The 24,389-nt window shown below is 41.0% G+C and carries 22 protein-coding genes; 15 read left to right on the forward strand and 7 right to left on the reverse strand.

Translation table 11 applies throughout. From position 1 onward, the window contains the following. Nucleotides 1–101 precede the first annotated feature (101 nt). Together QEN48_RS00980 and QEN48_RS00985 are read left to right on the forward strand one after the other, a co-directional pair. On the forward strand, nucleotides 102–518 hold the full coding sequence (locus QEN48_RS00980) for a 4Fe-4S dicluster domain-containing protein (RefSeq protein ID WP_280108554.1): 417 nt from the start codon (nucleotides 102–104) through the stop codon (nucleotides 516–518). Continuing rightward, nucleotides 518–2,416: an aldehyde ferredoxin oxidoreductase family protein gene (locus tag QEN48_RS00985; RefSeq protein ID WP_280108555.1), complete on the forward strand. Its 1,899-nt coding sequence runs from the start codon at nucleotides 518–520 to the stop codon at nucleotides 2,414–2,416. Before QEN48_RS00980 ends, QEN48_RS00985 begins: the two co-directional genes overlap by 1 nt. 74 nt (nucleotides 2,417–2,490) lie before the next feature. On the opposite strand, the gene QEN48_RS00990 is transcribed toward QEN48_RS00985, so the two are convergent. Beyond that, complete coding sequence (locus tag QEN48_RS00990) at nucleotides 2,491–4,467, reverse strand: IGHMBP2 family helicase (RefSeq protein WP_280108556.1); 1,977 nt, start codon at nucleotides 4,465–4,467, stop codon at nucleotides 2,491–2,493. A 130-nt stretch (nucleotides 4,468–4,597) separates the two neighbouring features. Between QEN48_RS00990 and hemL the strand changes: the two genes are divergently transcribed. From hemL to cobA, 3 genes are read left to right on the forward strand one after another with little or no spacing between them, the layout of a single operon-like run. Further along, nucleotides 4,598–5,872 carry a glutamate-1-semialdehyde 2,1-aminomutase gene (gene hemL, locus QEN48_RS00995; protein ID WP_280108557.1) on the forward strand — a complete coding sequence of 425 codons (1,275 nt, stop codon included), beginning with the start codon at nucleotides 4,598–4,600 and terminating at the stop codon, nucleotides 5,870–5,872. Continuing rightward, on the forward strand, nucleotides 5,869–6,723 hold the full coding sequence (gene hemC / locus QEN48_RS01000) for a hydroxymethylbilane synthase (protein WP_280108558.1): 855 nt from the start codon (nucleotides 5,869–5,871) through the stop codon (nucleotides 6,721–6,723). Before hemL ends, hemC begins: the two co-directional genes overlap by 4 nt. 5 nt (nucleotides 6,724–6,728) lie before the next feature. Then, nucleotides 6,729–7,457 (forward strand): uroporphyrinogen-III C-methyltransferase, encoded by a 729-nt coding sequence (gene cobA, locus QEN48_RS01005; protein WP_280108559.1) that lies wholly within the window; start codon nucleotides 6,729–6,731, stop codon nucleotides 7,455–7,457. Between the two features lie 43 nt (nucleotides 7,458–7,500). Here cobA and QEN48_RS01010 read toward each other — a convergent pair whose 3' ends face one another. Continuing rightward, on the reverse strand, nucleotides 7,501–8,556 hold the full coding sequence (locus QEN48_RS01010; protein ID WP_280108560.1) for a flippase-like domain-containing protein: 1,056 nt from the start codon (nucleotides 8,554–8,556) through the stop codon (nucleotides 7,501–7,503). Nucleotides 8,557–8,777: 221 nt separating this feature from the next. Between QEN48_RS01010 and QEN48_RS01015 the strand changes: the two genes are divergently transcribed. The 4 genes from QEN48_RS01015 (at nucleotide 8,778) to QEN48_RS01030 (ending at nucleotide 13,128) form a co-directional block, all read left to right on the forward strand. Then, entirely contained in the window at nucleotides 8,778–9,413 is a 636-nt protein-coding gene (locus tag QEN48_RS01015) for a hypothetical protein (RefSeq protein ID WP_280108561.1), read from the forward strand. Nucleotides 9,414–9,528: 115 nt separating this feature from the next. Beyond that, on the forward strand, nucleotides 9,529–10,767 hold the full coding sequence (locus QEN48_RS01020) for a YcaO-related McrA-glycine thioamidation protein (RefSeq protein ID WP_280108562.1): 1,239 nt from the start codon (nucleotides 9,529–9,531) through the stop codon (nucleotides 10,765–10,767). Then, nucleotides 10,718–11,368: a TfuA-related McrA-glycine thioamidation protein gene (locus QEN48_RS01025; RefSeq protein ID WP_280108563.1), complete on the forward strand. Its 651-nt coding sequence runs from the start codon at nucleotides 10,718–10,720 to the stop codon at nucleotides 11,366–11,368. The genes QEN48_RS01020 and QEN48_RS01025 overlap by 50 nt, the downstream gene beginning before the upstream one ends. A gap of 5 nt (nucleotides 11,369–11,373) precedes the next feature. Then, complete coding sequence (locus QEN48_RS01030; protein WP_280108564.1) at nucleotides 11,374–13,128, forward strand: ATP-dependent DNA ligase; 1,755 nt, start codon at nucleotides 11,374–11,376, stop codon at nucleotides 13,126–13,128. Nucleotides 13,129–13,279: 151 nt separating this feature from the next. On the opposite strand, the gene QEN48_RS01035 is transcribed toward QEN48_RS01030, so the two are convergent. Then, nucleotides 13,280–13,933 (reverse strand): ATPase domain-containing protein, encoded by a 654-nt coding sequence (locus tag QEN48_RS01035; protein ID WP_280108565.1) that lies wholly within the window; start codon nucleotides 13,931–13,933, stop codon nucleotides 13,280–13,282. Continuing rightward, a complete protein-coding gene (gene larC, locus QEN48_RS01040) occupies nucleotides 13,930–15,111 on the reverse strand; it encodes a nickel pincer cofactor biosynthesis protein LarC (protein WP_280108566.1) in 1,182 nt (393 codons plus the stop codon). Before larC ends, QEN48_RS01035 begins: the two co-directional genes overlap by 4 nt. 146 nt (nucleotides 15,112–15,257) lie before the next feature. Here larC and QEN48_RS01045 point away from each other — a divergent pair, with 146 nt between their 5' ends. Together QEN48_RS01045 and QEN48_RS01050 are read left to right on the forward strand one after the other, a co-directional pair. After that, nucleotides 15,258–17,483 carry a CDC48 family AAA ATPase gene (locus tag QEN48_RS01045; protein ID WP_280108567.1) on the forward strand — a complete coding sequence of 742 codons (2,226 nt, stop codon included), beginning with the start codon at nucleotides 15,258–15,260 and terminating at the stop codon, nucleotides 17,481–17,483. Between the two features lie 119 nt (nucleotides 17,484–17,602). Next, nucleotides 17,603–17,836, forward strand: coding sequence for a PRC-barrel domain-containing protein (locus QEN48_RS01050; protein ID WP_280108568.1), 234 nt, complete (start codon nucleotides 17,603–17,605; stop codon nucleotides 17,834–17,836). A gap of 61 nt (nucleotides 17,837–17,897) precedes the next feature. Here QEN48_RS01050 and QEN48_RS01055 read toward each other — a convergent pair whose 3' ends face one another. Continuing rightward, nucleotides 17,898–18,578, reverse strand: a complete 681-nt coding sequence (locus QEN48_RS01055) for a metallophosphoesterase family protein (protein ID WP_280108569.1) — start codon at nucleotides 18,576–18,578, stop codon at nucleotides 17,898–17,900. Nucleotides 18,579–18,625: 47 nt separating this feature from the next. On the opposite strand from QEN48_RS01055, the gene QEN48_RS01060 reads away from it, so the two are divergent. Both QEN48_RS01060 and QEN48_RS01065 read left to right on the forward strand, forming a co-directional pair. After that, the gene (locus tag QEN48_RS01060) at nucleotides 18,626–19,315 is read left to right on the forward strand and encodes a DUF1614 domain-containing protein (protein ID WP_280108570.1); all 690 of its coding nucleotides are present in this window, start codon (nucleotides 18,626–18,628) and stop codon (nucleotides 19,313–19,315) included. A 129-nt stretch (nucleotides 19,316–19,444) separates the two neighbouring features. Then, a complete protein-coding gene (locus QEN48_RS01065; protein WP_280108571.1) occupies nucleotides 19,445–20,476 on the forward strand; it encodes a radical SAM protein in 1,032 nt (343 codons plus the stop codon). Nucleotides 20,477–20,488: 12 nt separating this feature from the next. On the opposite strand, the gene QEN48_RS01070 is transcribed toward QEN48_RS01065, so the two are convergent. Continuing rightward, nucleotides 20,489–21,019 (reverse strand): FumA C-terminus/TtdB family hydratase beta subunit, encoded by a 531-nt coding sequence (locus tag QEN48_RS01070; protein WP_280108572.1) that lies wholly within the window; start codon nucleotides 21,017–21,019, stop codon nucleotides 20,489–20,491. A gap of 3 nt (nucleotides 21,020–21,022) precedes the next feature. Then, nucleotides 21,023–21,859 carry a fumarate hydratase gene (locus QEN48_RS01075; protein WP_280108573.1) on the reverse strand — a complete coding sequence of 279 codons (837 nt, stop codon included), beginning with the start codon at nucleotides 21,857–21,859 and terminating at the stop codon, nucleotides 21,023–21,025. A gap of 103 nt (nucleotides 21,860–21,962) precedes the next feature. Between QEN48_RS01075 and QEN48_RS01080 the strand changes: the two genes are divergently transcribed. Both QEN48_RS01080 and QEN48_RS01085 read left to right on the forward strand, forming a co-directional pair. Further along, nucleotides 21,963–23,366 (forward strand): aspartate kinase, encoded by a 1,404-nt coding sequence (locus QEN48_RS01080; protein ID WP_280108574.1) that lies wholly within the window; start codon nucleotides 21,963–21,965, stop codon nucleotides 23,364–23,366. Between the two features lie 55 nt (nucleotides 23,367–23,421). Continuing rightward, nucleotides 23,422–24,240: a glycosyltransferase gene (locus tag QEN48_RS01085; RefSeq protein ID WP_280108575.1), complete on the forward strand. Its 819-nt coding sequence runs from the start codon at nucleotides 23,422–23,424 to the stop codon at nucleotides 24,238–24,240. Nucleotides 24,241–24,389: the final 149 nt, after the last annotated feature.

Raw genomic sequence — 24,389 nt, forward strand, 5'->3', positions numbered from 1 at the left:
CTTACACATCTCTGTATTACGTTTGTGTTACGGTAGGTTGTTTATTTAGGGGTTTGGGTATACAGGGCTTTCTGGAATTGTTTAATTATAATGTGATTGTTATGTCTGGTAATGAAAGGGTTTTGGTGGATGTGGATCTGTGTAGGGGTTGTAGGCGTTGTGAGGTTTTGTGTTCGTGGAATAAGAACCTGTCTCGTGGTAGGGCTGTTGTTAATCCTCGGTCTAGTGGTATACGGGTTAGGTCTGATGAGCGGGATGGGGTGTTTGAGCCTGTGGTTTGTAGTCAGTGTTCCAGTGCTGATTGTCTTGAGGCCTGTAGCCATGATGCCTTAACTCGTACGGATGGGGTTGTGGTTGTTGATCAAGAGTTGTGTGTTGGTTGTGGTGATTGTACTGAGGTTTGTAGTCATATCTGGCTTGACCCCGATTCAGAGGTTGTTGTTAAATGTGATTTGTGTGGAGATAGTGACCCTGTTTGTGTTGATGGTTGTAAGCATGATGTATTGAGGTGTATTTAATGTCAGGTTGGAGTGGTTGGAGCGGTAACCAATTGGAGGTTGATTTGGATCGGGAGAAGGCTGTTGTTAAAGAGATGGATCGTAGTTTAGTTGAGGGGTTTATTGGTGGTGCTGGTTATAACGCTAAAATATTGTATGACCGGGTTGATCCTAATACGGATCCTTTGGGTCCTGATAATGTTCTTTGTTTTGGTAATGGCCCTCTTTCTGGGACGCCGGCTCCGTCTTCTTCTAGGTATACTGTGACTTCTAAGTCACCGGTTACTGGTATTTTTGGTGACAGTAACTCTGGTGGTCATTGGGGTCCTGAATTACATAATGCTGGTTTTGACCATGTTTTTATTCGGGGTCGTGCGGATAAACCGGTTTATTTATGGATTGATGATCATGATGTTGAGTTAAGGGATGCAAGTGAGTTGTGGGGTCTTGATACGTGGGAGACGACTGAGGCTATTCAGGAGGATTTGGGTGATCCGAGTGTTCGTGTTGCGTGTATTGGGCCGGCTGGAGAGAATTTAGTTAAGTTTGCTTGTGTTATTTCGGATATGCATCGGGCTGCCGGCCGTACAGGCATGGGCGCTGTTATGGGGTCTAAAAACCTTAAAGCAATAGCTGTACGGGGTACTAAAGGGGTTGAAATCGCAAAACCAAGAGAATTCATGGATGCATGTAACGAGCTTGAAGAAGCCATTCTAAATCACCCGAATTATGAGACCGTTTCAGAACTCGGTACCACAATTTTACAGAGAATTATCGATGATGCTGGTGTTGGTGGATACCGGCATTATCAAGATGGTCAATGGCCAGAGTGGGTTGAAGAATGTGGTGGCCAAGCCTTATTAGAGAACTATGTTGTCAGGCATAAGGGTTGTTATGGCTGTCCAGCCAGCTGCAGCCGGTACTACCACGTTAAGGAAGGTCCATACCAAACTAGGGGTGGAGGGCCGGAGTATGAGAATGTTGCTGCATTTGGAGCTGAACTTGGAAACATAAACCTTGAATCCATACTTAAGTGCAACACGCTTTCCAATAAACTTGGTTTAGATACTATGCACACCGGCCACGCAATAGCCGTAGCCATGCACCTCTATCAAGAAGACATGTTACCAGAAAGAATGGTCGATGGTGAATTGGAGTGGGGTAATCCAGAATTAATTGTGGATCTGGTTAGGAAAACAGGTTTACGAGATGGTTTTGGAGATAAACTTGCCTTAGGTGCAAAGAAACTTGGTGAGATATGTGGCAATGGTGCCCAAGAGTTGGTTGTTGAAACAAAAGGTATGCGTGGTTCTCTAGCCGACATTCGAAGCCATTTACCCTGGGCCTTGAACCAATGCACCGCCACACGTGGTATGGATCATTTAAAGGGATTGTCAGTTGCCTACCCTGACAGTGAGGTCGCTCTTGAGGCTGCCGATATGGAAGTTAGTGGTGAGCCCGAAGGCGTGGAGGTATTTCTAGGTAAAAACCCATTCCACGTTGTATGGAGCCAAAACAGACATGCAATAGTCGACTCAACCGGCCTATGCAAATACGAAGGAATCGTAATGAACCCACAGAGACTAAAAAACTTCAGAGACCTAATCGAAGCAGCCACCAACTGGGAACCATCCCTAAAAGAGCTCTATAGAGCCGGAGAACGAATCTACAACATAGAACGAGCATTCAACAACCGAATAGGAATCACACGAGAAAACGACTACCCACCAAAAAGATTCATGAAAGAACCAATACCAAACGGACCAGCAGAAGGAGCCAAAATAGACCAAAAAGAATACACAAAAACCCTAAACAAATACTACAAACATAGAGGCTGGGACAAAAAAACAGGCAAACCAACAAAACAAAAACTAAAACAACTAGGACTAAACCAAGTCATCAAAGACCTATACAACTAAAATAGAGAAAAAGGGGTTTTTATCCCTTTAATTATTTATCTCCCAATTTCTTTTTTTTAAAAACTGGAAATTTTTTATGTTGTTTGTTGTTGTGTTTTTAGGTATTGGCCGTTTTGTTTGATGTGGTTGATTAGTTTTTTGTAGGTTGGGTTGGTTTTGAGTGTGTTGGGGTTTCCGATTAGTATTAGTTTTCTTTTTGCTCTTGTTATTGTAACGTTTAGTCTTCTTTGGTTTTTTAGGAATCCGATTTGGTTTTGTTTGTTTGATCTTACAAGGGATACGATTATTGTTTCTTTTTCTCTGCCTTGGAAACCGTCTACGGTTTTGGTTTCTATTTTTTTGTTTGGGAGTTTTTCTTTTATTTTTTCGGTTTGTGCTTTGTATGGTGATATTATTCCTATTTGGCTGGGTTTTAGGCCTTGGTTGAGTAGTTTTTTGGTTATTTTTATTGTGATTTCTGCTTCTCCGGGGTTTGTTCTGGAGTTTGAGCCTTCTGGTTTTCTTTCGGGTGTTTTGTTATCTATGAATGTGAGTGGTTCTTTTGTTAATGTGGTTTGTTTGTTGGTTAGGTCTGTTAGTGTGTGGTTTTTGACTTGGTTTGCAGGTTGTAGTTTGTTGTTGTAGAACTCTTGGTTTGGATATTTCATTATTTCTTTGTTCATTCTGTATTGTTTTTTTAAGGTGTGGATGTTTTGACTGTGTTTTTGTGCGAGTCTTTCAAACATTGTTTGTTCCAGGCCTTTCTGTTTAGCTTTTTGGTTCAGGATTGTTGGTGGGAGTTGTTTGTGGTCTCCAGCCATCACTATTTTTCTGGTTTTTGTGGTTGGTATAAGGCAGGATGGTTCTGTTGCTTGGGTGGCTTCATCTATGAATAGTGTATCAAACTCCATCTCTGTTAGTAGGTTGCTTCCGGCTGTTGAGTTTGTAGTGCAAACGACATCAGCTGTTTCTAAGACCTCCCGGATGGCTTGGTCCTCGAGTTCCTTGGCTTTATCCATTAACTGGTCAATTTCTTTTTTTAGTTCTATCCATTTTGCCATGCTCTCTATTTTTTTGGGTGGTATTCCTCTAGCTCCTTCTCCCTTTTTGGCTAGATCTTGTATTGCTTTGTTGCTTAGGCCACGTCTCCACCGACCGGATGGATAGGTATGTTTCTCCTGTTCATCGAGTAGGCGGTAGGCTTTTTGTCTTGCGCTCTGACCTTCCTTGTAGGCCTCAACGTTCTGTAGTATGTGGTCAAGTGTGTGTTGTTTGAGTGTTTCTGTGACTCTGGCTGGATGGCCCACCCGAACCACATGCCTTCCTTGCTTGTTTAACATTTCAACCATGTTGTCAACCGCGGTGTTTGAACTTGCTGTTGCAAGAACACGATCTCCCTGATCGATGTGTTGTTCGATAGCTTCAACCAGGGCTGTGGTTTTACCTGTGCCTGGCGGTCCATGTATTAAGAATAGGTGTTCTGCGTTTAATGCAAGTTGAACAGCTTTTTTCTGCGATTTATTTAGGTTTTTGTTGTTCAAATCGATTCTAGTTGTTTCTGGCTCCCTTGGTTCTTTAATTCCAACGATGATGTCTCTTAATGTTTTTGATGTGTTGGGTTGACTCCATTTTTTGAGGGCATCTAGCATTCGTTGGTAGGTGATGTCATTTACATAGAGGTCGACTCTAACACCTTTTCCGAATGCGAAGCCTGGGGGTTTATTGGTATATTCAATTGTTATGGAGTAGTTGGTTTTCTCAATCACAGTTCCAGTTGGATTATCTGGGTTCAGGGGCTCGTTCCTACTGACCATAACAAGATCGCCAACCGATATCTCGTTATCGGGTAATTCACCACCCCGCGACCCCAAGTATTTAACCTGGTATTTCTGGCCTACACCCCGTCCTTTGTCTTTACCCTTCATGTTGATTAGGGCTCGGCCCTTCGACTGCCTCTCACGTGGATGCATCTCCCTGATTTCACGGCGATGTCTCTCCATCTCTTCCCTACGTTCAAGCTGAACCAACTCAACATAAAAATCTTTATAAGAACTATAGTCACTAAAATCCATTATTAAACCTCCAACAAACCCAAAAAACAAGAGAAAAACAAATTAATTTGATTCAAATATATAATGGGGTTGTGTTTTTTCCAGTTATATTATGTTTTTGAAGTGACTATGTTTTTTGGATGTGGTATTTATGAATGGGTTTAAGCGTTCACGGGAACTTTTTGATCGTTCAAAAGATGTGCTTGTGGGTGGTGTGAATAGTCCTGCGCGTTCTTATAGTCCTTTTCCGATTTTTATGGAGGATGCTGAGGGCAGTAAGATCTATGATGTTGATGGTAATGAGTATATAGATTACTCTCTTGCTTTTGGTCCTCAGATTTTTGGTCATAAACACCCGAAGATCAAGCAGGCTGTTGAACGGCAATTAGAGCGTGGTTGGGCTTACGGTACCTCTACTGAGGGGGAGGTAGAGTTGGCTGAGATGGTTGTTGATTGTTTTGATAGTATTGATAAGGTTCGTACTGTGAATACGGGTACTGAGGCTACTATGTCGGCTATCAGGCTTGCCCGTGGTTATACTGGTCGGGATCAAGTTGTTAAGTTTACTGGTGGTTTTCATGGTGCTCATGACTCTGTTTTGGTAGAGGCTGGTAGTGGTGCTTCTACACATGGTGCTCCAGACTCTCCTGGCGTCCCCAAGGATCTGGCTGAGAAGACGAGCGTCTTGCCTTGGAACGACCATGAAGCAGTTAAAGAGTTGTTTGAAGAGATTGGAGGTGAGATAGCTGGTGTTATTTCAGAGCCAGTTTTCGGTAACGCTGGCTGTATACCACCAAAAAACGGTTTCTTAGAGTTATTGAGAGACCTAACCCATGACAATGATTCTCTATTGATTTTTGATGAAGTTATCACAGGGTTCAGGGTTTCGATGGGTGGTGCACAAGAGAAGTTCGATATCAAACCAGACTTAACAACGCTCGGTAAGATTGTTGGCGGTGGTTTTCCAATCGGCATGTTCGGTGGTGACAGTGAGATAATGAGCCATCTATCTCCAGAAGGAGATGTCTATCAAGCAGGTACATTCAGTGGAAACCCCGTAACAACAACTGCAAGCATACAAGCCCTAAAAACACTAGATAACGATAATGTCATCGAGAAAGCAAACAAAAAAGGAAATAAAATACGGGAGAGACTTCGTGGTGAATTAGATGGCTATCCAGTCCGGATACAGGGCCTTTCCTCTATGTTTTCAATATTTCTCAGGGAACAAGAGGTTAATGATTATGATGACATAGTTGAGTGTGATTTTGAGAAATATAATGAGTTACATCGTGAGTTGGCTCGGATGGGTGTTTACTTACCGCCTTCTCAATATGAGATCTGCTTCATATCCTATGTCCACTCAGACCAAGAGATTGATGAGACTGTTCATAAAATTGCGATGGCGTTGGAGAAAGTATTATGACCATAAGGGTTGGCACAAGAAAAAGTAGGCTTGCAATGGCTCAAGCCAAACAGGTAGTACATTTACTTAGAGAAAAAACCGATCGAGAAATTGAGTTAGTTACATTGGAGACTTTAGGGGATAAGGAGAACTGGAAATCTATCGAAGATATCGAGGGAGAGGGCGTGTTCACCAGGGAGCTGGATGAAGCATTGATAAACAACGCGATAGACCTAGCAATCCATAGCTGTAAAGACGTTCCAACAGACATGCGGGAAGAAATAACACTCTCCAGTTATATCAAGCGTGGTTCTCCACACGACGTTTTGGTTGGAGGCCATCTAGATGAATTGGATAGTGGAGCAATAGTTGGTACCGGTAGTCCTAGGAGGCAGGCTGAAATAAAGAAGTTAAGGCCCGACCTAAAACTAAAACCGATACGTGGCAACATCGATACCCGTGTAGACAAGGCGTTGGAGGGTGAGTTGGATGCGGTTATGTTGGCTGAAGCGGGTTTACAGCGATTAGGGCTGGAAGATAAAATCAGTTATCGGTTCCCAATCCCAGAGACACTTCCAGCTCCTGCACAAGGAGCACTATGCATAACAAGCCGGAAGGGTGATGAAGAAATGATTAAATTCTCCCAAACAATTGATCACCCTCCTACTCGGTATGCGGTAGTTGCTGAGAGGGCGGCGATGAATGAGTTTGGTATGGGTTGTACAATACCGGTAGGGGCCTATGGAGAGGTTGACGGAGAACTCAACTTTAAGTTAGAACATATAGAGATGGATAAACGGGTTGAATTAAGTGGAAATCCGGAGAAAGCTGAAGAAATAGGTAGAAAAGCTGCTAGAAAAATATTAAAGTGATATAAATGACAGGTAAAGTATACTTGATAGGGGCAGGTCCTTCAAAAGACTTGATAACAAAAAGAGGTCTGGAAATAATCGATACTGCAGATGTCGTAGTTCATGACCGTTTAATAGACGACCAAATACTTGATAACGCGCGACAAGACGTTGAAATGATAGATGCAGGTAAAAAAGCCGACAAACATAAACTAAAACAACATGAAATCGAGGAAATACTGATCGATCGAGCCCAAAAAAACAAGGATGTTGCGAGAGTTAAAGGCGGCGATTCATTCCTTTTCGGTAGGGGCGGAGAAGAGATGTTATCACTCCGAGAAGCCGACATACCATACGAAATAATACCCGGAGTAACAACAGCCATATCAGTACCAGCCAGGTTTGGAGTTCCCGTAACACACCGAAACGTCTCATCATCACTAGCTATCGTAACAGGCCACGAAGACCCAACCAAAGATGAAAGCGCTATCGATTGGGACCACATCTCACACGCAGGAACAATCGTAATCCTAATGGGAGTCGGAAACCTACCAAAAATCGTTAAAAAAATATTAAAAAACAAAGACCCCGAAACACCTGTCGCATCCTTCCAAGACGCATACTCCAAAAACGAACGAGTAGTACATGGAACACTCGAAAACATAACCGAGATCGCAGAAAAACAAAACCTCAAACCACCCGCCGTAACAGTAATAGGAGAAGTCGTCAAACTCGGAGAATTCTATAAAAAATAAAAAAGATTGAGATTCAGTGTTATGACCCCTCTTAGGGGAGGTGTCATTTTATTTCTTCAACCGCTTGTTTTTCAACATCTTTGTCAACTGATTCATCAATTTTTTCTTCAACAATTGATACATCTTTGATTACTTTACCGATCAATAGGCCACCAACGACTAGGTTTACGTAGTGGGTTGAAACTCTCCATAATAACACTAAAACGCCTATTGATGCTGCTCCTGTTAAAGCTGAGTAGACAACGAAACCCCCTACCTCGGCCAGACCACTTCCACCTGGAGCAAGTGGAATAAACAGGAATAACAATACAAGGAAATAACCGAACCATACGGTCAGGAAATCAACTTCACTACCCATACCAACAAAAAGTATATAGGGTATACTGAAATGTAAACTCCAAAGCAAAGCGGTTGCCAAAAAAGCGCCCGCTAAATAAATTCTTTTCTCCCTCAAAAACATCCACAAAATACGGTGGAACGAATCAATCTCCCTATATATCTGCTCCATCGTCCCCTCTCTAAAACTCTCTATAGGTCTCTCAAAATAACCAAAAAAACCCTTAATTAAATGTGGTTTGAAAAAACCCAACACAATACCCAAGACAGCTAAACCGATTAACACTCCAGCCATAGTGAACGCTATCTCAAGATTCGCAATCTCACCAAACTGCTCCCTCAAATAAAACATACCAACCAAAGCAAACAAAACAATAAAAACAAAATCAAGCGCCCGTTCAGCAAAAACAATAGCACTCGCCCGACCAGCATACCCCTTCTCCTTACCAATCAAATACACCCTTAACGGCTCACCACCCGCATAAGAAGGCGTAATACTAGCTAAAAACGTACTAGAAACAACTATCCCTAAACTCTTCTTAAAACCCAGCTTAATATCCGAAGCACGACTAAAAATATCAATCCGACCAGCCCAAAACATCCAACCCAAAACATGAACACCAATAGCCAACACCAAAAAAACAGGATCCACAGCACCCAAACTAATCAAGAGGTCCTCACCCTCCATCAACAAAAGAATCAACGCCAAAGTAACAACACTAACCGACACCGAAATAACAAAAAACTTCTTAAGCCTATTCAAACAAGGACCCCTCCACCCAATATATGAAGGACAAAAAAATAAAAAAACCGGAAAAAACACACAAACCCCACCCAAAACAAATAAAAACCAAACCAACACGTTGTTCATGCTGAAATATTGTATTTCGATGATTGCTACACAAAAAGTTTGAAACAACAGTAATCAGACATCGATAAAAACAAGGTAGTTTTGATGTTTGGTGTTTGAAAGGTTTTTGAGGTTTGAAGTCATATATCTATTTGAAGATGGATAACTTATATCTGGGTATCGATGAGGTTGGTGTTGGTGAAGCTGTCGGCCCTCTCATTGTTGGTTACGTGATGGCTAGTGAGTCAGAGCTTGCTAGATTACGTTGTCTTGACTTCCGGGATCCTAAAAACTTGAATCGGAACGCTGTTTTGGATTTAGGGGATAAGATTTTTTCTATCGCTCAGACTGGCACTATTGTTATTTCTGCTTCTGAAATTGAGAGCCTCAGAAGTGATGGGAAGACATTACAAGAAGTTCAAGATCAATCTATCGTTTCTTTATTGAACTCGGTATCACCTACACATCTTTATATTGATTGTTATTATCCCACGACCAAGATGTTGAAAAACAGACTTTTAACTGGTTTGAATGGCCAGAGCCGTGAAGTAAAATTCAATATCAGCCATCGGGCTGAAGAAAAATGGGATATCGTTTGCGCCGCAGCCATCGTCGCTAAAATACATCAAAAACGCAATTTAGACCGCCTAAGAAGTATACATGGTGATGTTTTTGGAAGTGGAAACGTAAGCGACAGAAAAACCCGCGAATTCATAAAACAATTCGACAAAGACAAACTACCCTACTTCGTAAGAAAAAACAACCTCTAACCTAACCTAAACCTAAACTAACCTAAATTGAAGGTAATATGGTGGGTTTGGGTAGGAAAGTTAAAATCTGGTTTAGGTTTAATATTGTTTTGGTTTTTGTTTTGTTGTGGTTAAGATGAGTTTTGATAGTACTAAGAAGGATTATATGAATGGGACGCATCGTGTTGTTTCTCCTAGTGAGACTCTTGAGATGGTTGAGCCGGTGAAGGATTTGGTTGGTATTACGAGGGTTGCTGATATTACTGGTTTGGATCGTATTGGTATTCCTGTCTACTCTAGTATTCGGCCGACTGCTGAGCGGGGTGCGATTTCGGTTTATAATGGTAAGGGTAGTACAGTGGAGGAGGCGAAGGTTTCTGCGATTATGGAGGGTGTTGAGAGGTATTCAGCTGAGCTTCATGATCGGGAGTTGTTTTTCGATACATACCGTAATTTGGATGGTAAGGCAGATGTTTTGGATCCGAGGAAGCTTATTTTGCCTGAAGCGACTCCAGATCCGCTTAATGCGAGGATTTCTTGGATGAAGGGTTATGATATGATTCAGAGTGAGGAGGTTTATGTTCCTGCTAACGCTGTTTTCCATCCCCTACCTCCCGGTAAGAAGGGGGTTGGGTTTTTCCAGACCAACACGAACGGACTTGCTTCAGGGAATGTGCTTGAAGAAGCAATATTCCACGGCCTAACTGAAGTAATTGAGAGAGATGCCTGGTCATTGGTTGAGTCGGCAAGAGACACCGGCCCCCAAGTCAAGGTAGATGACCCCGGGATAAATGATTTGGTTGGTCGGTTTAGGGAGAAGGATATTTCGTTGGTGATTCGTGATATCACGAGTGATGTTGGATTACCTACTTTTGCTGCGGTTTCTGAAGATTTGGAGTTAAAGGATCCTGCTTTATTAACTATGGGTATGGGTACCCATACGGATGCCGGTGTTGCAATTAAAAGAGCTATAACCGAGGTTGCTCAAAGTAGAGCAACCCAGATCCATGGAGCTAGAGAAGACACACTGAGTGGAGACGATATGCGGTCTCTTGGGTATGAAACTGTCAAAAAACGGAACAAACATTGGTTCGATAACTCCAATACAAAGGAAATCAATGATCTTGAGAAAGTTTCATATATAACCGATGATTTTGTTGACGACATAGCCTACACACTCCGCAAACTAACAGAAGTTGGTGTACAACACGCTATATTTGTAAACCTAACCCTTGATGAAGTTGATGTCCCGGTTGTCCGGGTTTTGGTTCCAGGACTTGAGTTAAGAGCTATCGATCCGGAGCGCGTGGGAAGGAGGTGCCAACATGCCCGACAAAAAGGTAGTTGTGTACACGGGGCCCAGCCTCCATCCTAAAAAAACTCGACAAAAAATAGATGCCAGGGTATGTGGGCCTGCAGAACGAGGAGATATAAAAAAAGCCCACAAACAAGGCTATAACCTAATCTGCTTAATCGATGGTGTTTTTTCACAAGACTGCTCCGTATCCCACCGAGAAATACTAAACGCACTAAACAACGAGGTAAAAGTTGTTGGAGCTTCAAGCATGGGAGCCCTCAGGGCATCCGAACTGGATAGGTATGGAATGAAAGGAATCGGAGAAATATACAAACGATACAAAAACGAGGTAATCGATTCTGACGACGAAGTGGCCCTCACATTCACACCAACCACCTACAAACCCATATCCGAACCCCTAATCAACATCCGATACAACCTAAAAAAAGCCACAGAAAACAAAATAATCACAAAAAAAGAAATGAACTGGTTGATAAAAAAATCTAGATCCAGGTTCTATCCCAACCGCAACTACCAAAAAGTAATTAAGGACGCAAGAGAACACCCAGAAATAAACCACCAAGAATTGAGAGAGTATTTGCGGGAGAATAAAGTTGATTTGAAACAAAGGGATGCTTGTAAGGCTATTATGTATATTAAAAATATGTTTCAGGTTTGAAGATTATGAGTTCTCTATTGTTCAGTGATTTAATTGATGTTTTTTTAAGGCTTGAGGAAACTCGGTCCAGAAATGAGATGACCGATATCCTTGTAGACCTCTATGAAATAACTCCTAGCTCTGATGTAGGGATTGTTTCTTATTTGGTGTTGGGGCAGATTGATGCCGACTACAAGGATGTTAAGCTTGGTTTAGGAGATAAGATGGTTGCCGAATCCCTATCCATCGCTTCATCCCGCTCTAAAAAAGAAATACAAGAGATGTATCGAGAAGAAGGGGATTTGGGTACTGTTGCTGAAAAAGTATCAAGCTCCACCAAAAACCTCAACCAATTTCTAGATGAAGAAAAGGACCTGTTGGTTCAAGAGGTCTACCAAGGCCTGAAAGACATAAGTAGTTTCGAAGGAGATGGTTCCCACGACCGAAAGATACGGAGATTAGCCGGCTTAATAACCCAGGCCAGCGGGGATGGCGCTCGCTTCTTGACAAGAATCGCTTTAGGTAAGCTACGTCTAGGTGTTGGAGCGATGACATTGCTAGACGCACTAGCCAAAACCTATAGCGGTAGTGATGAAAACCGGCCTGAAGTAGAACACGCATACAACATCAGCAGTGACATCGGGTTGGTTGCAGAAAAACTAAGCAAAAACGGCCTCAAAGGCCTCAACCAAATAGATGTAGAGGTAGGTAGGCCAATTCGAATGATGTTGGCACAACGACTCGAAAAACTAGAAGACATAAAAGATAAGATTGAAGGTAGGTTTGCAGCCGAAGTTAAATACGATGGAGAACGAATGCAAATCCATAAATCAGGTGACAATATACAGATTTTTTCTAGACGACTCGAAGACATCACCAATCAATACCCCGATGTCGTCAGATCTATTCGGAGGTCTGTTGGTTCTGAAGATGTTATTATTGAGGGAGAGGCAGTTGCAACCAAAGATGGAGAGTTACAGGATTTCCAGACATTGATGCAGAGGAAAAGAAAATATGATGTAGAGCAGTATGTTGAGAAAATCCCTGTAAAACTATTCTTATTCGACATGCTCTACAAAAACAAAAGCCTACTAAACCAACCATTCTCTGTAAGAAGAAAAAAACTACAACAAACAATCCAAACAAAAGACAAACTAGAGCTATCCAAACTAACTACCACCCAAGAAATAAGTGAAGTTGAAAGTTTCTTTCAGCAGGCAGTTGACCGGGGTCAAGAGGGTATTATGCTTAAATCATGTGGAGAGGACTCAGTCTACAGGGCAGGGGCGAGAGACTGGCAGTGGATTAAATGGAAAAAAGACTACCAAACCAGTATGTCAGACACCGTCGACCTAACAGTAATTGGGGGTTTCGCTGGAAAAGGCCGCCGCTCCGGGTTATACGGAACATTACTCTGCGCAGCATACAACAAAGAAAAAGATATCTACCAAACAGTCTGCAAAGTCGGCACAGGCTTCACAGACCAAGACCTAGAACAACTACCAAACCTACTACAACCACACAAAACCAAAAGGAAACCAGCCAGAGTAGAATCGGACATCACACCAGACCAATGGATACAACCCAACATAGTAGTCGAGATACTCGGAGCCGAACTAACAAAAAGCCCCGTACACACCGCAGCCAGAAACAAAAAAGACAAAAAAGGAATAGCAATAAGATTCCCAAGATACATAAAACTAAGACAAGACAAAGGACCAACAGACTCAACAACCACCCAAGAACTAAAACAAATGTACAAAAAACAAAAAAACAATTAACAAACACCACCTAAATCTAGGTTAGAGACCTTAATTCTGGGTTTTTGGTTGGTGGCGTGATGATGACCTTGGCCTGACAGAGCTCGATGAAGAAGATTTTGAGTGCTGAACGCCATCAACCAACACTCATTTCCATTATCGAGGGGTGTTTTTATTTTATTTTTGTTTGTTTTATTGTGAGGTATGTGTGTTTTTGTGGTTTTGGTTTGGTTTTTATGGCTTTTCTTTTGTTTTTTTTCTTTTTTTCTAGTTTTATTGTGGTTTTGGATATGTCTTGGAGTGTTTTTCCTCCTATTGGTGTTGCTTTATTTTTTTCTTTGTTTATATCGGTGTAGATTTGGTTTGTTATGAGTATTGCTGTTTTTTGTTTTTTGGCTTTTGCTAGGAGGTATTTTAGTTGTTCTGTAACCTGTTTTTTGGTTTTTTGTTTTTCTGTGTCTCTATATCCATAGTAGGTGGGGGAGTCGATTGTGATAAGTTTTACATCTGTTTTGTTTGTTGTGTGTGCTGCGTTTTGGATTGCTGCTTTTAGTTTATCGATGTTTTTTGGTTCGAATATTATTAGGTTTGAACCGATTTCTTCAGGTCTTTCTGGATAGCATAGTTGTTTGAATCTTTCAACCATGAATCTAGGTGTTGCGATATAGACTGTGGTGCCACCATTTTTTATTGTTTCAATTGAAGCTTGGAGAGTTAAACCGGTTTTTCCGGATCCTGACTCACCATAGATATGGGTGATGGCTCCAGGTTCTAGGCCTCCATCTAGAAGTTGGTTGAGTTGGTTGCTTCCGGTTGATATTTTCATAGTTCTCTCCTTGCCTTGGATTCAGCCATCTCCTTAATTTCTTTAAGAGGTTTACCTGTTTTCTTAGCTAGTTCGATACAGTCATCATATTCAGCAGAAACATCAATAACCTCACCATTCTCTAGAAAACCAACCTTAACTTGAATCGACTCTCCCAGAACCTCTATTTTTTTGAAACGGCGGTTTGCTATTAAGCGGTGTTGTCTTTTGTTTATTCGGACTCCTAAACTACCTGTTTCCCTAACTATAACCTCTGCTAAACGATCAATATCCTCTGGTTCAACTAATACCTTTAATAGTTCTCCTTTGCGGCCTTTTTTCATTAAGCCAGATATGACAAATACGTCTAACGCTCCTTCGTTCATCAACTTATCGATGAGGTAGCCGATTGTTTCACCATCTACATCATCGACATTGGTTTCTAAAATACCTATAAAATCATTAATTAGTGTGTTGGTTTGGCCTAAATAGATGGTTAGTATGTTTGGTGTTTCAAAATTTTTAGTTCCGGCTCCCCTGCCCCGGTTTTTTATTTTGAGTGGTGGGGTGGTTTCGGTGTATTTATCGATTATGTTTGATAGTATTGCGGCGCCGGTTGGGGTGAGTAGTTCTCCTTTTACAGGTCCTCCTGCCCAGGTCATTTGGTTTTGGGTTAGTATTTCAGTTACTGCTGGTACAGGTATTGGTAGGTTTCCATGGCTTGTCTTAATGTATCCATCTCCAACCATCAATGGGGTGGAATAAACTGTATGTTCATTTAGTTTTAGGTTGTGGTATGCGGTGGCTGCTCCTACGATATCTGCTAGTGCGTCAAGCTTACCTACTTCATGGAAACTATGGTTTGGGCCATGAACTTTTCTTTCCGCCTTCTTCAAACTCAATAAAATATCCAGAGACAGGTCACATACCTCTCTATCCAATCCGCTTTCTTTGATTGCTTTTTGCATGTCTTTATAGCTGAGGTCTGGGTTTTCGGATTTTATTTCTATATCTATTTTGGTGGCCTTTATCGAGTTCTTCTTAACTTCATGAGGCCTGACATTAATCTCTCCACAGGTGTTGGCCACCGTTTCCATGTTATCTAATACTTTTTGGGGGTCGGCGCCTGCGTCAATCAAACAACTAATGATCATGTCTCCGGCCGCACCCATCTTAGGATCAAAAACAACAATATCCATAAATAAAACACCACAGAACCAACAATAAAGTAGGTTTTAGCTCTAACTAAAACTACCTACCATACAGAATTAGTTATTTTTTTGTTTTTGTGGTGTTTTTTTGTAGAAAGTTTAATGTGGTTTTTTGGTCTAGGTTTAGTTGAGTTATGAAAGAGATTCAGCTTCGGGTTGAAAAGGCTTACCCGAGTGATAATGGGAAGGGTACTGCTCGCCTTGACCCTGATACGTTTGTTGAGCTTAAGATTTCGCCTGGTGATTATATTGAGGTTGTTGGTGAGGAGCGTACTTTGGCGAAGGTCTGGAGGTCGGATAGTGAGGATTGGGGTAAGGGTATAATTCGTATTGATGGTTATACCCGGCAGAATGCTGGTGTTGGTATTGGTGAGTCTGTAGAGGTGCGTAAGACTGAGGTGGAGCCAGCTAGCCGTGTTGTTTTATCCCCTACCCAGAAGGATAAGAAGTTACCTACTACCCGTGATATTAAGAATTTTTTGAGGCGTCAGTTGCTTAAACGGGTCTTCACTGAAGGAGATATTATTCCTGTGAAGGCGCCTATGCAGAAATCATTTTTCCGGGACTCAGGTAATTTAGTGCCTTTGGTAGCGGTTTCAGCAGAACCTGAAGATCAAAACCTGATCGTTACTGAAGATACTGAAGTTGATATTAAGAGCCAGCCGGTCAAGGAATACGACTCTGTCCGGGCTAGTCGAATAACCTACGAGGATGTTGGTGGTCTGGAGGATGAGGTTCAGCATGTGCGTGAAATGATTGAGCTGCCTTTAAGACATCCAGAGGTGTTTAAACGGCTTGGCATCGACCCACCAAAAGGAGTCCTATTGCATGGCCCACCAGGAACTGGAAAAACATTGATCGCGAAGGCTGTGGCCAATGAGTCAAGAGCCAACTTCCGCAGCATTAACGGTCCGGAGATAATGAGCAAATACTACGGAGAGAGCGAACAACAATTGAGAGAGTTGTTCCAAGAAGCCCAAGAATCATCTCCATCAATAATATTCATAGATGAACTCGACTCCATCGCCCCAAAAAGAGAGGAGGTCGGTGGTGAGGTTGAGAGGAGGGTTGTTGCCCAACTACTCTCACTAATGGACGGCCTAAATGAAAGAGGCGAAGTAGTAGTTATAGGAGCAACAAACCGAATATCCGGAATCGACCCCGCCCTAAGAAGGCCAGGCAGGTTTGACAGGGAGATTGAGATTGGGGTTCCTAACATAAAGGAGCGGCAAGAAATTCTTAAGATCCATACCAGGGGCATGCCATTATCAGAAGATATACAGCTCGAAGAATATGGAAGTCTAACCCACGGCTATGTAGGAGCCGACATAGAAGCCCTATGTAAAGAAGCAGCAATGAAAGCATTAAGAAGATTCCTACCAGACATAGACCTAGAAAACAACCGGATACCAGAAAAAGTACTAAACGAACTCATAGTCCAACACAAAGACTTCAAAGACGCAATGAAAGAAATCGAGCCATCCGCCCTAAGAGAAGTCCTACTAGAAGTACCAAAAGTAAACTACAACGACATAGGCGGCCTAGAAGACATACTACAAGAAGTCAAAGAAAGCATCGAATGGCCATTACAAAAACCAGAATCATTCCAGAGAATGGGCGTAAAACCACCAAAAGGCCTACTACTATTCGGACCCCCAGGAACCGGAAAAACCTTGATAGCAAGAGCAGTAGCAAACGAAACCGACGCAAACTTCATATCCGTCAAAGGACCCGAACTACTCAGCAAATGGGTAGGAGAATCAGAAAAAGGCGTAAGAGAAGTATTCAGAAAAGCACGCCAGACAGCACCCACAATCGTATTTTTCGACGAACTCGACTCAATGGCACCAACAAGAGACAGCGGAGACAACAACCGAGTAACAGAACGAGTCGTCAACCAACTACTAACCGAAATCGATGGAATCGAATCACTAGAAGACGTAATAATAATCGGAGCATCAAACCGACCCGACATCATCGACCCCGCCCTAATGAGACCCGGAAGATTCGACCGCAGAATATTCATACCAGTACCCGACCAAAAAGCCAGAAAAAAAATACTAGAAATACACACCGAAAACATGCCCCTATCAAAAAACATAGACCTAAACGAACTATCCTACGAACTAGAAGGCTACGTAGGCTCAGACATAGAATCACTCTGCAGAGAAGCAGCAATGCTAGCCCTAAGACAAAACATCCAAGCCAAAAAAATAAACAAAAGACACTTCAGAAAAGCAATGGAAACAGTATACCCAACAGTAGACGAAGAAACAAAAGAATACTACAAAAAAATCGAAGAAATGCTAAAAAGCAGACCCGACAAAAAAACAAAAGAATCAATAATAGGATACCGCTAAACCAAAAACAAAAAACAAAACCAAACAAATAAACCAAGAAACCTTAAATATAAATACATACATAAAAAACCAAATAGATACCCATCACATAAAAAAATAAACAAAAGGAGAAAAATAAAATGGAAATCCCCGTAACCAAACTATCAAAAAAAGACATAGTAAGCTCAAACGGAGACGAAATAGGCTCACTACACAACGTAACCATGAACCAAAAAACAGGCGAACTACTAGACCTAATAATAGAACCACACAGAGACGTCGACACAGAAAAATACCAAACACAAGAAGACTACATAATCATACCATTCAAAAACGTAAAAGCAATAAAAGACATGATAGTAGTCAAAACATAAAAACCAAACCCTAAAACAAACACCAACCAACCTATATTCAGAGTTGGGGGGGGTTTGTGGGTTATCGGCCTTGGTATAGGCGTCTGGCTAGTTTTTCGGCCAATCCTTCTTTTCTTATTTTCTCAGCAACCCTATCGATATCGTATTCTATTCTATGTAGTTTGCATTCTCCTGTTGTTGGATTGAATTTACAGTAGGCTGCTCTTTCATCCTGGTCTCTGGGTTGGCCTACACTCCCAGGATTAAGCACCACCCCCTCCTTAAACTCCTTCCTCATCGGTAGGTGGGTGTGTCCTAAGACCAGATATTTTGATTCAACCTCACTGATCATACCCCTCAACTTGATGTCGATTGTTGTTGGACATACATACTCTTCAACCGATCTTGGACTGCCATGAGTAACTGTAACCCTAACATCGCCAACATCAATAGTTAACCGGTCCTCTAAACCAGATAGATACTCGATTTCTTTTTTATTGAGTTGGTTTTGGGTCCATTCTACGGCTTCTGCGGCAAATGGGTTAAACCATGAGACATCTCCAGTGACCACAGCTCTATCGTGGTTACCGATAACCGACCTAACATTATGTTCTCTAAATAATTTGATTACTTCACTTGGGTAAGGGTTGTATCCAACTATATCTCCTGCAGATAGAATCAAATCTACATCCCCAATATCTTCCAACACTCGTTCTAGAGCTAGTAGGTTTCCATGAACATCCGAGATTAAAGCTAACTCCATACTACAAAATATAACACTTCAACTCCAATAATAAATATGGTATTACAATGCGAGGCCGCCTCTTCTTACCACTAGCACTACCACTCCTAATCATATTCTTCATCATCCCCTTCCTACTAGCATACATCGTACTAACAGTAGGAGCTGTATTAGGTTTCACACCACTAACAACCCTACTAATCTATATGGCAATCCTAGTAGGCAGCATCGTTAACATACCAATAACAGAAATCGAAAAAAAACAAATAATGGATCAACGTCCATCTTTTTTCGAAACACCATTCCAACAATATAACGAAAAAAAATACACAACCATCGCAATAAACCTGGGGGGCGCATTAATACCAACTTTAATCTCAATCTACCTAATCTTCGGCCTCACCCCAATAGAGATATTAGCCACTTTATCTTCCTTATTAATAGTTATTTTTGTTTCTAAAGCGTTTTCAAGGATTGTTAAGGGTGTTGGGATAGCGATGCCAATGCTAATACCACCAATAACCGCAGTAACCGCCTCACTACTAGCCACAATAATCTTTAGCACCGGACAGGCAAACCTCGCCAAAATATCATTCGCCTCCGGAGTACTAGGAGTCCTAATAGGAGCAGACCTCCTAAACCTACATAAAATAAAAAAAGTCGGCGCAGACACCATAAGCATCGGAGGCGCAGGAACATTCGACGGAATATTCCTAACAGGCGTCTTCTCAGTAATATTCTCAATCTTCTTCATCTAACCCCAAAACAACCCAACAAAACCCTTAATCATTGGTGTTTTTGGTTTTATTTGGTTGTGGTTAGTTTCGGTTACCTATTCACTAATGCTAACTTTTTTGTCTTGGTATTTTTTGGTTAGGATGGGTTTGTTGAGTCGTGTTAGGCGTTTATCTGAATCAGGTCAGTATGATGTGGTTTGTGGTGCAAATCATAAACTTCCGGTTTTTAATGCTAAGTCGAGTTATGGGTCTCACTCGATGTTGAAGCTTTTGTTATCGAATGAATGTAAGTTTGATTGTTTGTATTGTCAGAATAGATGTTCAAACAATGGGACCTCAATAACTCCGGTGGAGGTTAGTAGGTTAGCTAACTACCTAAAAAAGGAGGGGGTTTGTGGTTTATTCCTTTCAAGCGGTGTTTACGGTGATGTTGATTCTGTTATGAGTGATTTGGTTCGAGCGGCAGAGCTAACTCGAGAACGGGGTTTCGATGGGTATATTCATCTTAAAGTGATGCCTGGAGTTAGCCGCCACCATATAAAGAGGACGGCTGAAGTCGCAGATAGATTAAGCATCAATATAGAAGCTCCAAACAACAACTACCTAAACGAACTATCATCAATCAAGGACATGAAAATCGATATTGAACGGAGGTTGAGGTGGATCGATAAAATGGATGTTAGCCATTCAACACAATTCGTAGTTGGAGTCCTCAACGAAAAAGACCAAGAAATACTCGACAAAACAAACGAACTATACTCCAAATACAACACCCAGAGAGTATACTACTCCGGATTCAAACCACTAAACAACACACCCCTCCAAACAAAAAACCCAGTACAAACAGGAAGAATAGGAAGACTATACCAATCAGATTGGCTACTAAGAAAATATGACTATAAACTCAAAGAAATAAAACAAATTCTAATAGATGGAATGTTGCCGGATAGAGACCCTAAACTAGAGATAGCGAGAAAAAAAGAACCAATCAACATAGAGATAGCAGACATAAAACAATTGATGCGGATACCTGGAATCGGCCCAAAAACAGCTAGAAAAATACATCAAAACAAAAACCACATAAACAGCCGGAAAGACCTCAAGAAAATAGGAGTGCCTAAAAAATCAATCCCATTCATCGAGATTAACAAAACGAAACAAAAGAAATTGACTGGATATTAAGCTGGTCTATGGTTATTTTTTGTATAGGTTGTTTCCTTGTGTGTCTATTGCTACTGTTGTTGGTAGGTTTTTGATTTTTAGTTTCCATATTGCTTCGGGCATTCCTAGGTCTAGCCACTTTACATCCATTACTTCCGTGATTTGATCTGATGCTAGTGCGGCGCATCCACCGGTATATGCGAGATAACAACAACCATATTTTTCCATTGCTCTGATTGCTTGTTTTCCGAGCCCGCCTTTTCCGATCATTGCTCTGATTTTGTGTTTTTGTAGTAGTTTTGGAATGAATTTGCTGAGCCGAGTGCTTGTTGTTGGGCCTGCAGCCACTACTCTCCACCAATCGTTTTTCTCCATTAAAGGCCCACAATGATATATCACTGCTCCATCCAAATCCAACTCTATATCATTTTCTAAGATTCGTTTGTGAGCAGAGTCTCGGGCCGTATATATAACTCCAGATAACTGGACCTCATCTCCAGCCCTTAATTTCATTATCTCGTTTTTGGAGATTGGTGTTATTATATTGGTATTGGTTTTTGTCATTTTTTAGGCCTCTATAGTGGTGGTGGCGGTTCTGGTTGCCCAACACTGAACATTTAATGCAACAGGTAAGGAGGCTGTATGGCAAGATGCAGTCTCTATAGAGACTCCAAGGGCAGTTGTATCTCCACCAAGCCCCATCGGCCCAACCCCCAACTCATTAACTTTTTCTAAAATCTGGTTTTCCATCTCCCCTATCTCTCCTTTGCTTGTGTTTGGTTGTTCCATTAAAGCTTTTTTGGCTAGTTTTGCTGAAATATCCAGGCCTCCACCAATTCCCAGTCCAATGTAGATAGGTGGGCAGGGTTTAGCTCCAGCCTCACCAACCACCTCAACTACCCACTCTGGGATTTTGCTTGCTTCGTCCGGTAGGAACATTTTTTGTCTAGCAACATTCTCCGACCCCCCACCCTTAACCAAAACACCCAACTTAATTTCATCACCCTTAACCGGTTCGTATTCTATATGTGGAACTCCCCTACCAGTGTTGTCGTCCGTGTTTTTTCTGGTTATTGGGTCTACGATGCTTGGACGCATCGGTAGTTCTTTTGTAGCGTCTCTAACAGCTTGCTCTAATGCCTTTTGTATTTGAAAATCTATTTGTAGGTCTCTTCCTACTTCGATGTAGAATGTGATTAGTCCTGTGTCCTGGCAGATTGGTTTGTTTTTTAATTTTGCTATTTCTAAGTTATCGAGGATGTTTTGTATTTGTTTCTTTGAAACGCCTTCTTCTTTCTGGTAGGTTTTCTGTAGTTTTTTTTCAGCCCAACCTGGCAACTGTGTCTCCGCTTCCTGAATCAGTTGATTGGCGGTTTTTGTTAGTTTTTTCTGTAGCTCCGTCATTTTATTTCCCTTACCTATTTTTTTGTTTTTTCTCTAGGATATCTATTTATGTTGGTTTTGGTGGTTAAGTTTTATAATAATTCCTCGTCTATATGTTGCGGAGATGTCTAGTCTGGATAGAGTTGTTATGAAGTTTGGCGGTACAAGTGTAAAGGATGCCGAAATGATAAAGAAAGTAGCCTCAATAACCCACGAAAAATATAGTGGGGGTGTTGAGGTTGTTGTTGTAGTGTCGGCTATGTCCGGAACCACCGATCAACTACTTGAAATTGGTGAAAACCTCAAAAAAGGAAAAAAACAAAAAGCAAACCAACTAATCGACGAAATTGAAACCAGACATAAAAACACCATCAATCAAGTTATATCCGATAAAAAATTGTTGGGTGAGGTGTTGGGTGAGGTAGGTGAGGTTTTTGGTGAACTTAGGTTGTTGGCTGATGAGATGGATAACTTTATTGATCGTTCTTTTGATTATTTGATGTCTTTTGGTGAGAGGTTGTCAGCTCCTATTGTAAGTGCAGCTATCCAGGATATAGGGGTTCCTTCAACACATCTAACTGGGCGTGAAGCGGGTGTAATAACTAATCAGTGTTATGGAAGTGCTATACCGCTCTCAGAAAGCAACAAAAGAATAAAAGAAAGCGTCCTCCCCCTATTAAATGAGTCTGTGCCTGTTATTACGGGTTTTATTGGTTGTTCTAAGAATGGAGATATAACAACTCTCGGTCGGGGTGGGAGTGATTACTCTGCTTCAACCATTGGTAGGGCGATTGATGCAGATGAAATCTGGATCTGGACAGATGTAGACGGTCTATTAACCACAGATCCATCTGTTGTTCCAGATGCTAAAACCTTAAAACGTATTTCATATCGAGAAGCCATGGAACTATCCTTTTTCGGAGCAGAAGTCCTACATCCAAAGAGTATTGAGCCGGCAATAGAAAAAAACATACCGGTAAGAGTTAAAAACACATATAAACCCAGTTTCAAAGGCACATTAATAGTTAAAGATGAAGAGAAGGTCGAGGGAGTGGTTAAGGGAGTTTCTGCTGAACGGGATGTCGCCCTCGTAAACATAACTGGAATGGATATAATTGGGACACCAGGCATCGCAGCAGACGCATTTGGAGCCCTAGCAAACGCGGACATAAACATAATAATGATAAGTACAGGTTCCTCAGAACCAACAATATCCCTACTCGTAGACGAAAAAGACCTATCAAGAGCAACCAAAGCACTAAAAACCGAGTTCTCAGACAACACAATCGAAGAAATAACCAGCGACCCCGAAGTCTCAGTAATAACAGTAGTTGGAAGCGGAATGGCCGGAACACCAGGCATCGCCGGAAGAGTCTTCACAGCAATAGGTCGAAAAAAAATAAACATAATAATGATAAGCCAAGGATCATCCGAATTCAACATATCATTCGTAATCAAAAACAACCAAACAAAAAAAGCACTCACACAACTACACAAAGAATTCGGACTACACAACATAAACTACTGAAAAAATAAGAAAATAAGTTTATAAGATTCTATTTATTGTAATATTTATTAGTATTATGAAGCCTCTTGTTAGTGTTTGTTTGACAACGTATAATGGGGAAAGATTTCTTAGAGAGGTAATTGAGAGTATATTGAGTCAAACGTATAGCAATTATGAGTTTATTATTATTGATGATGGGTCTACCGATAGTACTAAAGATATTTTGTCAGAATACCATAACAATAGTAAAATTCGGATACATCATCAGTCAAATAAAGGACGGGCAATAAGTCTTAATAAAACAATTAATTTATCTAAAGGACGTTATATTGCAATTATTGATGACGACGACCCTTCTAAACCAAAAAGACTTGAAAAACAAGTAAAATTTCTTGAAAAACATCCTGAATATGGTTTAGTAGGAAGCTATTGGGGGAGAGAATACCCTGACAACCCTGAAAAAGAAAAAGAAGTTATAAAACCACCGACCAAAGACGAAAAAATAAGAAAAGCGTTTCCAAGATACAGTCCATTCCTACATAGCTCCATACTAATAAGAAAAAAAATCTTAAACAAAAAACCATACAACGAGAATCTAAGAAACTGCTTAGACCTAGATTTATACATAAAAATAGCCAAAAACCATAAACTAGCAAATATACCCAAAGTACTCGCAAAACAAAGATTCCACGAACAACAACATTTCGCAAACCAACTAAACCGCAAAAAAAACCTAAGAACAGACTCAAAAATCAAAATAAAAGCCGTCAAAAAACTAAAACTAAAACCACACAACTACATATACCCAATAATGATATACCTATACACATTCCTACCCACAAAAATACAAAAACAAATCAAAAAAACATTCAAAAAACACTTCATAGCAAAATAAAAAAACAAAAAAACTATAAAAACCTCATCAACACTAACAGAATTCAATCTATTAAATTAACTTCTATCTAAATTCAACAAATCAGATTTTAAATAAATAACAAAAAGTTCAAAATCTACATCAGAATCTATTGAAAAAACATTTTCTAT

It is taken from the genome of Methanonatronarchaeum sp. AMET-Sl, from assembly GCF_029854155.1.
Taxonomy (GTDB): domain Archaea; phylum Halobacteriota; class Methanonatronarchaeia; order Methanonatronarchaeales; family Methanonatronarchaeaceae; genus Methanonatronarchaeum.

What these genes read in the sequence shown, in the direction of transcription:
- QEN48_RS00980 (WP_280108554.1), top strand. Translation starts at nt 102, where the DNA reads ATGTCTGGTAATGAAAGGGTTTTGGTGGATGTGGATCTGTGTAGGGGT.
- QEN48_RS00985 (WP_280108555.1), top strand. Translation starts at nt 518, where the DNA reads ATGTCAGGTTGGAGTGGTTGGAGCGGTAACCAATTGGAGGTTGATTTG.
- QEN48_RS00990 (WP_280108556.1), bottom strand. Translation starts at nt 4,467, where the DNA reads ATGGATTTTAGTGACTATAGTTCTTATAAAGATTTTTATGTTGAGTTG.
- hemL (WP_280108557.1), top strand. Translation starts at nt 4,598, where the DNA reads ATGAATGGGTTTAAGCGTTCACGGGAACTTTTTGATCGTTCAAAAGAT.
- hemC (WP_280108558.1), top strand. Translation starts at nt 5,869, where the DNA reads ATGACCATAAGGGTTGGCACAAGAAAAAGTAGGCTTGCAATGGCTCAA.
- cobA (WP_280108559.1), top strand. Translation starts at nt 6,729, where the DNA reads ATGACAGGTAAAGTATACTTGATAGGGGCAGGTCCTTCAAAAGACTTG.
- QEN48_RS01020 (WP_280108562.1), top strand. Translation starts at nt 9,529, where the DNA reads ATGAGTTTTGATAGTACTAAGAAGGATTATATGAATGGGACGCATCGT.
- QEN48_RS01025 (WP_280108563.1), top strand. Translation starts at nt 10,718, where the DNA reads ATGCCCGACAAAAAGGTAGTTGTGTACACGGGGCCCAGCCTCCATCCT.
- QEN48_RS01030 (WP_280108564.1), top strand. Translation starts at nt 11,374, where the DNA reads ATGAGTTCTCTATTGTTCAGTGATTTAATTGATGTTTTTTTAAGGCTT.
- QEN48_RS01035 (WP_280108565.1), bottom strand. Translation starts at nt 13,933, where the DNA reads ATGAAAATATCAACCGGAAGCAACCAACTCAACCAACTTCTAGATGGA.
- larC (WP_280108566.1), bottom strand. Translation starts at nt 15,111, where the DNA reads ATGGATATTGTTGTTTTTGATCCTAAGATGGGTGCGGCCGGAGACATG.
- QEN48_RS01045 (WP_280108567.1), top strand. Translation starts at nt 15,258, where the DNA reads ATGAAAGAGATTCAGCTTCGGGTTGAAAAGGCTTACCCGAGTGATAAT.
- QEN48_RS01050 (WP_280108568.1), top strand. Translation starts at nt 17,603, where the DNA reads ATGGAAATCCCCGTAACCAAACTATCAAAAAAAGACATAGTAAGCTCA.
- QEN48_RS01055 (WP_280108569.1), bottom strand. Translation starts at nt 18,578, where the DNA reads ATGGAGTTAGCTTTAATCTCGGATGTTCATGGAAACCTACTAGCTCTA.
- QEN48_RS01060 (WP_280108570.1), top strand. Translation starts at nt 18,626, where the DNA reads ATGCGAGGCCGCCTCTTCTTACCACTAGCACTACCACTCCTAATCATA.
- QEN48_RS01070 (WP_280108572.1), bottom strand. Translation starts at nt 21,019, where the DNA reads ATGACAAAAACCAATACCAATATAATAACACCAATCTCCAAAAACGAG.
- QEN48_RS01075 (WP_280108573.1), bottom strand. Translation starts at nt 21,859, where the DNA reads ATGACGGAGCTACAGAAAAAACTAACAAAAACCGCCAATCAACTGATT.
- QEN48_RS01080 (WP_280108574.1), top strand. Translation starts at nt 21,963, where the DNA reads ATGTCTAGTCTGGATAGAGTTGTTATGAAGTTTGGCGGTACAAGTGTA.
- QEN48_RS01085 (WP_280108575.1), top strand. Translation starts at nt 23,422, where the DNA reads ATGAAGCCTCTTGTTAGTGTTTGTTTGACAACGTATAATGGGGAAAGA.